The sequence below is a fragment of the Pseudomonas agarici genome, assembly GCF_900109755.1.
Classification (GTDB): domain Bacteria; phylum Pseudomonadota; class Gammaproteobacteria; order Pseudomonadales; family Pseudomonadaceae; genus Aquipseudomonas; species Aquipseudomonas agarici.
Window position 1 is genome coordinate 197,113 of the sequence record NZ_FOAR01000008.1, and the last position, 7,789, is coordinate 204,901.

At 56.3% G+C, this 7,789-nt stretch carries 9 protein-coding genes; 3 read left to right on the plus strand and 6 right to left on the minus strand.

Annotated elements, in window-relative coordinates; translation table 11 throughout:
- Window positions 1–7: 7 nt before the first annotated feature.
- The 5 genes from ccmE to ccmA are packed head-to-tail and all read right to left on the minus strand — an operon-like array spanning window position 8 to window position 2,773.
- On the minus strand, window positions 8–463 hold the full coding sequence (ccmE, locus tag BMX68_RS10285; RefSeq protein ID WP_017131565.1) for a cytochrome c maturation protein CcmE: 456 nt from the start codon (window positions 461–463) through the stop codon (window positions 8–10).
- Complete coding sequence (gene ccmD / locus BMX68_RS10290; RefSeq protein WP_017131566.1) at window positions 460–636, minus strand: heme exporter protein CcmD; 177 nt, start codon at window positions 634–636, stop codon at window positions 460–462. The genes ccmE and ccmD overlap by 4 nt, the downstream gene beginning before the upstream one ends.
- Entirely contained in the window at window positions 633–1,391 is a 759-nt protein-coding gene (locus BMX68_RS10295; protein WP_176987058.1) for a heme ABC transporter permease, read from the minus strand. Before BMX68_RS10295 ends, ccmD begins: the two co-directional genes overlap by 4 nt.
- Window positions 1,392–1,436: 45 nt before the next feature.
- Window positions 1,437–2,105: a heme exporter protein CcmB gene (gene ccmB / locus BMX68_RS10300; protein ID WP_017131568.1), complete on the minus strand. Its 669-nt coding sequence runs from the start codon at window positions 2,103–2,105 to the stop codon at window positions 1,437–1,439.
- Window positions 2,102–2,773 (minus strand): cytochrome c biogenesis heme-transporting ATPase CcmA, encoded by a 672-nt coding sequence (ccmA, locus tag BMX68_RS10305; protein ID WP_167375425.1) that lies wholly within the window; start codon window positions 2,771–2,773, stop codon window positions 2,102–2,104. The genes ccmB and ccmA overlap by 4 nt, the downstream gene beginning before the upstream one ends.
- A 161-nt stretch (window positions 2,774–2,934) precedes the next feature.
- On the opposite strand from ccmA, the gene fliK reads away from it, so the two are divergent.
- Window positions 2,935–4,512, plus strand: a complete 1,578-nt coding sequence (fliK, locus tag BMX68_RS10310; RefSeq protein ID WP_017131570.1) for a flagellar hook-length control protein FliK — start codon at window positions 2,935–2,937, stop codon at window positions 4,510–4,512.
- Entirely contained in the window at window positions 4,509–4,838 is a 330-nt protein-coding gene (locus BMX68_RS10315; protein ID WP_017131571.1) for an EscU/YscU/HrcU family type III secretion system export apparatus switch protein, read from the plus strand. Before fliK ends, BMX68_RS10315 begins: the two co-directional genes overlap by 4 nt.
- A gap of 220 nt (window positions 4,839–5,058) precedes the next feature.
- Here BMX68_RS10315 and BMX68_RS10320 read toward each other — a convergent pair whose 3' ends face one another.
- Window positions 5,059–5,826 carry a sulfite exporter TauE/SafE family protein gene (locus tag BMX68_RS10320; protein WP_074862113.1) on the minus strand — a complete coding sequence of 256 codons (768 nt, stop codon included), beginning with the start codon at window positions 5,824–5,826 and terminating at the stop codon, window positions 5,059–5,061.
- Window positions 5,827–7,100: 1,274 nt separating this feature from the next.
- On the opposite strand from BMX68_RS10320, the gene BMX68_RS10325 reads away from it, so the two are divergent.
- On the plus strand, window positions 7,101–7,616 hold the full coding sequence (locus BMX68_RS10325; protein ID WP_074862116.1) for a DUF3304 domain-containing protein: 516 nt from the start codon (window positions 7,101–7,103) through the stop codon (window positions 7,614–7,616).
- Window positions 7,617–7,789 lie beyond the last annotated feature (173 nt).

Genomic DNA, 7,789 nt, shown 5'->3' on the forward strand with positions numbered 1-7,789 from the left:
TCATCGATCAACCCTCTTTGGTGGGAGTGGATGCGGACTGGCCGCTGTCTTTGAGTGCCTTGGTCACTTCTGGCGGCATGTACTTCTCGTCGTGCTTGGCCAGGACTTCATCGGCCACCACCACGCCTTCAGCGTTCAGCTTACCCAGGGCGACGATGCCCTGCCCTTCACGAAACAAGTCAGGAAGAATCCCGCGATAGGTGATGGTCACGGATTTGTTGAAGTCGGTGACCACGAATTTCACGTCCAGGGAGTCGCTGGAACGCACCAGCGAGCCCTTCTCGACCATGCCACCGGCACGGATCCGTGTGTCCGGGGGCGCCTCGCCATTGGCGATTTGGGTCGGGGTGTAGAACAGATTGATGTTCTCCTGCAGCGCGCTCAAGGCCAGGCCAACGGCAGCACCGACCCCGACCAGGATCGCCAGGATGATGATCAGACGCTTCTTGCGCAACGGGTTCACTTGGCATTCTCCCGGCGCAGACGTCGCGCCTCTTGTTGCAGGTAACGCCGGCGGGCCAGCAGTGGCGCCGCGACGTTCAGGACCAGTACCGCGAGGCAGATACCGTAGGCCGACCAGACATAAAGACCATGATGGCCCATAGCGATCAATTCGCCAAATGAAGCAAAACTCATCGAGCCGTCTCCAGTTCGTTCAGCACTTCGGTCTTGACCCAGCTCGCCCGGGCCTCACGCTTGAGCACCTCAAGGCGCATGCGCAGCAGTAGCACGGCGCCGAAGAAGCAGTAGAAGCCCAGCGCGGTCAGCAGCAGCGGCATCCACATCTCGACGGGCATCGCCGGTTTCTCGGAGAGGCTGAAAGTCGCGCCCTGATGCAGGGTGTTCCACCACTCCACGGAGTATTTGATGATCGGGATATTGATCACGCCGACAATCGCCAGCACCGCACTGGCCTTGGCGGCACTGTCGCGGTTGCTGATGGCATTGCCCAGAGCGATCAGGCCGAAATACAGGAACAGCAGGATCAGCATCGAGGTCAGGCGCGCGTCCCAGACCCACCAGGCGCCCCAGGTCGGTTTGCCCCAGATCGCCCCGGTAATCAGCGCCAGCGCAGTCATCCAGGCACCGATGGGTGCCGCGCATTGCAGGGCGACATCGGCCAGCTTCATCTTCCACACCAGCCCCACCACGCCGCAGACCGCCAGCATCACATAGCAGGACTGGGCCAGCATCGCGGCCGGCACATGGATGTAGATGATGCGAAAGCTGTTGCCTTGCTGGTAATCCGGCGGCGCGAAGGCCAGTCCCCAGACCACGCCAACACCGATCAGCAGCACGGCGGCGATGCTCAGCCAGGGCAACAAGCGCCCGCTAATGCCATAGAACCATTTGGGCGAGCCCAACTTATGAAACCAAGTCCAGTTCATCACGGTACATCCAAGGGTCTTTGCTGGCCGTAAACCGACCAGACCTCATTATTCGCCGACGCTGATTTTCAGGCCGGCGGCTATTGCAAAAGGTGTCAGGGTCACCGCCAGGGCGGCCAGGCTGCCAAGCCAGAGCAGGTAACCCGTTGCCGGCATGCCTTGCAACGCTGCCTGCAAGGCACCGCTGCCGAGAATCAACACCGGGATATACAACGGCAGAATCAGCAACGCCAGCAACAGGCCGCCGCGCTTGAGCCCCACCGTCAGCGCTGCCCCCACGGCACCGAGCAAACTCAATATCGGTGTTCCCAACAACAGCGACAACAACAACACCGGCAGGCAGGCGCTCGGCAGGCCGAGCATCAGCGCCAGCAGCGGCGCCAGCAGAACCAGGGCCAGGCCGGAGAATACCCAGTGTGCCAGCACCTTGGCCAAAACCAGAAGAGCCAGAGGGTGCGACGAAAGGACCCACTGTTCGAGGGAGCCGTCTTCGAAATCACTGCGGAAAAGCCCGTCCAGCGAGAGCAAGACGGACAAAAGTGCCGCGACCCAGACCAGTCCCGGAGACAAGGTTTGCAACAGTTTAGTCTCGGGACCCACCGCCAGCGGAAACAATGCGATCACGATGGCAAAAAACACCAGCGGATTGGCCAGTTCTGCCGGACGCCGGAACAGCAGCCGCGCTTCGCGGGCGAACAGCAGCCCGAAGACACTCATACGCGCCACCGTCCGAGATCGAGATCGCGGTAGCCGGCAGGTACACGCGTCAGGCTGTGGTGAGTGGTCAGCACGATCATTCCACCGCGTTCGCAGTGAGCGGCGAGGTGCTCTTCAAGCTGAGCCACGCCCTGCTTGTCCAGGGCGGTGAAGGGTTCGTCGAGAATCCATAGCGACGGGCTGTCCAGGTACAACCGGGCCAGAGCCACGCGTCGCTGCTGGCCAGCCGACAGGGTATGGCAGGGCACATCCTCGAAACCACGCAGGCCAACAGCCGCCAGCGCCTGCCAGATGGCCTCGCGGCCAGCCGGCTGGTGCAGCGCGCAGAGCCAACTGAGGTTTTCCTCGGCGGTGAGCAGGTCCTTGATCCCGGCGGCATGGCCAATCCACAGCAAGGTGCGCGCCAGCTCGCCACGATGACTGTGTAGCGGTTTGTCCTTGAGGCGGATCTCGCCAGCGGTTGGCCGCATCAATCCGGCCAGCAGGCGCAGCAAGCTGGTCTTGCCACTGCCGTTAGGGCCACTGACCTGTAACATGTCGCCAGGGCTCAGACGCACATCAAGGTTCTCGAAGAGCATCCGCCAATCACGCTCACAGGCGAGTGCTAAGGCTTCTAGAAAGGGGCTGGTCAAATCATCGAGGCCTTTTGCGGTTCTCAAGTCGGTCATGGCGCGGCCGTTAACGTGAAGCAGGATAGATGCTTTTGCTGCTCTATTCACCGAGCTGTATCAATTTAGCAATATTTTGAAAACTCTATTTGGGGGCAGCGCGGCATCATACATGCCATGCCCCTATGCTAAAGAGGCCTATTTCGACAGGTTGCGACCCGATGACAGGCGAACTCAACATCTCTCCTCTGACCCAAGTGATTGCGGCCAGTAGCCGTCCGGCGGTACTCGCCAGCGAGTTGCTCAGGCTGACACCGCCCCAGGACGGGCTGATCGCTCCCGGACAGAGTGTCAGGGCCGATGTGCTGTCGCTGAAGCAGGCCGGTCAGACTTTCCAGATGTTGCTCAAGCTGACCACCGACAACGGTCGCCAGAGCACCGTGCAAGCTACCGGCAACCAACCGCTGCCCCAGGGTACCCAACTGACCGTGACCCAACCCTCGGCTGGCAACCTGGCCATTACCGTGCTGCAGGCCCGCAGTGCCAACGTTGCCGTCCTGACCCGCCTAGACACCGCGCAACTGCCGGCTGGCACTCTGCTGCAAGGCAAGATCATAAGCCGCCAGGTGCTACCCGCGGTGCCGGGCGAACCCTTGGTCTATCGCTCGTTGGTGAGCCTGCTCAATACCGTGCTGAGCGGCACCACCCTGGCCCTTGACAGCCCGCAGCCACTGCGGATCGGCAGCCTGCTCAGCGCCCTGGTGCAGGACTCGCAAAACCTGAGCTTCGTGCCGCTGGGCGACCACCAGGAGCAGTTGGCGGTCGCCCAGCAACTGCTGACTCAGCAAGCGCGCCAGGGCTCACTGGATAGCCTGATCAGCCACCTGCGCAACCTGCCGCAAAACGATGAGCTGGCCCTGACGCCCGATCTGCGCGCTGCCATCGCCAGCCTGCTCGACGATCTCCCCGATATGGCGCAGCTGAGCAACCCCAGGGGTCTGACCCAAGCCTTGCAAAACAGCGGGCTGTTCTTCGAAGCCAAACTGCTGCTGGGGCAAAACCCGACCCTGACGCCGGACTTCAAGGGCAGCCTGTTGCGCTTGATCGCCCAGGTCATACCGCAATTGCCGGACACCGCGACCGCCAATCCCGGCGCTGGCGCCGCCGTGTTGGCCCAGGCCTTGCCAGGCTTTGTCCGCAGTGCCCTCGGGGCGCTCGGGCAGGTCGGAGGCAAGGCCCAACCCCTTGGTTTTCCGTTGCCCTCACGGCTGCTGCGGACCCTGGCCGGCGAAGGTAGCCTGGAGAACCTGCTGCACCTGGCTGCCGCCGCCGTTTCACGCCTGCAGAGTCATCAACTGGCGAGCCTCGAACAGACCGGTCGCACGCCCGACGGCAACCTGCAAACCACCTGGCAACTGGAAATCCCCCTGCGCAATCTGCAGGACATCGTGCCCTTGCAGGTCAAGATCCAGCGCGAAGAGACCTCGGAAAATGAAGCCAGTGAGCAGCCTCAACAACGCGAGCACAAGGCGCCGTTGTGGCGCGTGGAACTGGCCTTCGATCTTGCGCCACTAGGCCCGCTCCACGTCCAGGCTCAACTGCTGCAAGGCAGCTTGTCCGGCCGACTCTGGGCCGAACGGCCCGCCACCGCCATGCTGATCGAAAGCGAGCTGGGAGCGTTGCGTGAACAACTGCGCGCCAGTGGCCTGAATGTCGGCGAACTCGACTGCCACCAGGGCCTACCGCCACAGGGCAATCAAACCCGACTGGAACAACGCTGGGTCGACGAAACCGCATGAATAATCCGCATACCCCACGCCAGGCCATTGCCCTCAAGTACGATGGCCAGCAAGCCCCGACCCTGACCGCCAAGGGCGACGAACAACTGGCCGAAGCCATCCTGAAGTTGGCCCGCGACTATGAGGTACCAATCTACGAGAATGCCGAATTGGTGAAACTGCTGGCTCGCCTGGAACTGGGCGATAGCATTCCAGAGGAACTGTACCGGACCATCGCTGAAATCATTGCGTTCGCCTGGCGCCTGAAGGGCAAATTCCCCCAGGAACAGGACTCGAATACACCGACAGTGGAGAGAGATATTACCGAGCGCGGGGAAGATTATTGATTCAGAAAATCATTCACAGCTCGCAAAAATAAAATCCAACATTTTGGGTGAAATTTTCGTGACCGCTAGTTTAATGGTAATTATATATTGTTCGCAAAGAATCGTCGAAGCCCAGCGAGCATGCACGAAAGTCGTCGAAAAACCTCAACAATCACATCCGGATTGAATTGAATAAAGATCACAAGCTGATTGTTTGCTGATCACTTACAAACGACTTTACTTATAAAAAAATGGACACCCCCATCCTTCCGATGAGAAACACAAGTAAAATTAAAAAGAATATTCGAATAAAACCACTGCCATAACGCAGCGATAAAAAGGCTCCAGTGATAGAACCTGCAATATTGCATATGGAAACCACACCACCTATTGCCCACAAGACATTACCAGACGGGATAAAAAACATCAGTGCGGCACTAAATGTTCCTAAATTAACCAACTTTGCTGAAGCTGATGCATTTAGAAAATCAAACCCAAAACACCTTACAAAAACAAAAAGCAGGAGACTGCCGCTACCTGGCCCGAACACACCGTCATAAAAACCAATTAATCCGCCAAAAAAAATCCCTAACAGAACTTCTTTCTTTCCGACTTGAATATCAGAACTCGCTCGACCTAAATTTTTTTTTACAAAAACATAAACAACCATCACTAACAAAATGAAGAAAGCAACATACTCCATAAACCTCTTTGGAACTAGCGAAACGGAGAGAGCACCAAATAAGGAAAATACAAAAGCTGAGATCATAGTTGGAAGCATAAGCCTCCAGATGACTTTTATTCTTTTAAGATAGGTGAATACAGAAGATAAGTTACCCGCCAAAACAGCTAGCTTGTTGGTTCCAAAAACCGTAGCCAAACTATATTGGGGCAAAGCGTGTAAAAGCGCCGGTAGTTGTACAAGCCCACCTCCGCCAACTGCCGCATCAATCAAACCACCGCAAAAAGCAAAAACACCTAACACTATTAAGGCGTGTTCAAAATCCATATAAATTGTCCAGCCAGGGTTTGCGTTCTTGACTAGGCATTATGGAATCCTATCCATGTGAATGTTACGCGGCTTAGACACTTAGCCCGGATACTTAGACCGATCTGATTTTTATTTTTTCGCACTTTTCGTTTTTATATTTTTTCTCTGCCGTATATCCTCAAAGCGTGTGCTGAACAATTCTAATTTAGATAGGCACCCTCCACTTTGTCAACTTTTCAACACAGGGCAATAAGACGCCAAAGCGATTTAATTTACCCTGGAAAAATCCGCCTGTAAGATAGTTCACACAACATATGACGCACACCGTTGAAAGCAACCGCTCTAAATGGCGATTTCCTTGTAGAATTTGCTATTATCCAGAAACATTTTACTTGAAATTAATTGCAACAATTTAAGGGTCTTTTTCTCTCAGCCGCCACCATCACCCCGCTCAAGTCACGGGCCGATCCAATTCCTGGTCAAGCTCCGCCGACATGAGCTGCATGAGTGCCGATCTACAAGAATGCCGAACCGGTGAAACTGCTCGCCCGCCTGAAGCTGGACGACAGAGTTTCGGAGGACACGGTACCAGACCATCGCTTAAATCATTGCCTTCGCCTGGGGCCTGAAGGACAAATTTCCCCAGGGACAGAACTCGGAAATGCCGCCGGTAGAGAAGCACGTAACTAGCAGAGGTGAAGACTACTGATCGTGATAGAACGAGACTCTGACTGCATGCTCACAGTGATCCGCGACGTTATAGCGAGCCCGTTGCTTTCACGAATAAAGCCTCATAATGCTTGTGCCGTCCTATAAAAACATCATCGATTTGACGAACCCGCACATTCAGATGAGTGTCGCCGCAAGGCCTCGGCATGGCCATCTTGCCAGGTTTGTAGGCACACCCACGGAGTCGTCGAATCCGGGGTATTCATGGTCCGATCATTGATACTTTTTGGCAAAATCTCCGAGCTACTCATTGCACCCTTGAGTATTTTGTAGGGTTTTTCCCTATTTGCTGTAGCCCATATATTTAAACACCGCACACCCCCCCATTCTCCCGCGCATCTAGGCACACTGGCCTCTCGCGTAGCTGTTCTTTTTATACGCGACTTGAACTTCCAACGCCTTAGCACTTATGGCGGATGCTACCCGACTGGCTGAACGGCGAGCTTTTCAACCGACTGCATCGCGGCAGCCTTAAAGATGGATATCACCGTAACGGCAACGTCACTTTTGGGAGCCCACCCACTGACTGGCCCCTTCATCATGCCCCAAGGACCAAGCGCGATATGACTGCGTTGAAAAACAGAGTTTACCGCCTGCTTCAAGCCATCAGCGCCGTACTGCTGATCGCCACGCTGGCGGGCTGCAACGGCGAGGAGCCGGACAAAGGACCGGCTTCCGCCAGCATCAGTGGCTACAACCACACCGAAGAGTACATCCATCGCTTTTTTGTAGACGAGTCATGGGGAGGAAATGTTCGCGCCTATGAGGGAGGGGGTAAGTTCGTGTGCTGTATCAACTATCCCCGTCAATGGCGTCCTGACCTCACCGCCACGGTACGTTGGAGTACCTCGGCCTCATGGAACAAACCCTACACAGGAACTACCTGGCATGAGCAGGTGGTGCCGATTGAGTATTACGACAAGTTGGGGACACGTTTGAATGTGCATTTCCTACCGGACAACAAAGTGCGGTTGCTGATCTGGAACGGCTCAGCGGGCTCCAAAGGGTATCGCGGGCCAGATGCACCGGTAGAACCCGCCGACTGGCCCAAAACCCTCTATCTGGAGGACCTCAAATGACCGAGTTTCAACCTGGCTGGTACCACGTCCAGAACGAGATGGGCAACGCGATAGACTGTCGCGACAACATAAATACGTTGAAAAACAGAGGTTATCGCCTGCTTCAAGCAATAAGCATCGGGCTGCTGATCACCACGCTGGTGGGCTGCAACGGCGAAGAACCGGACAAGGGG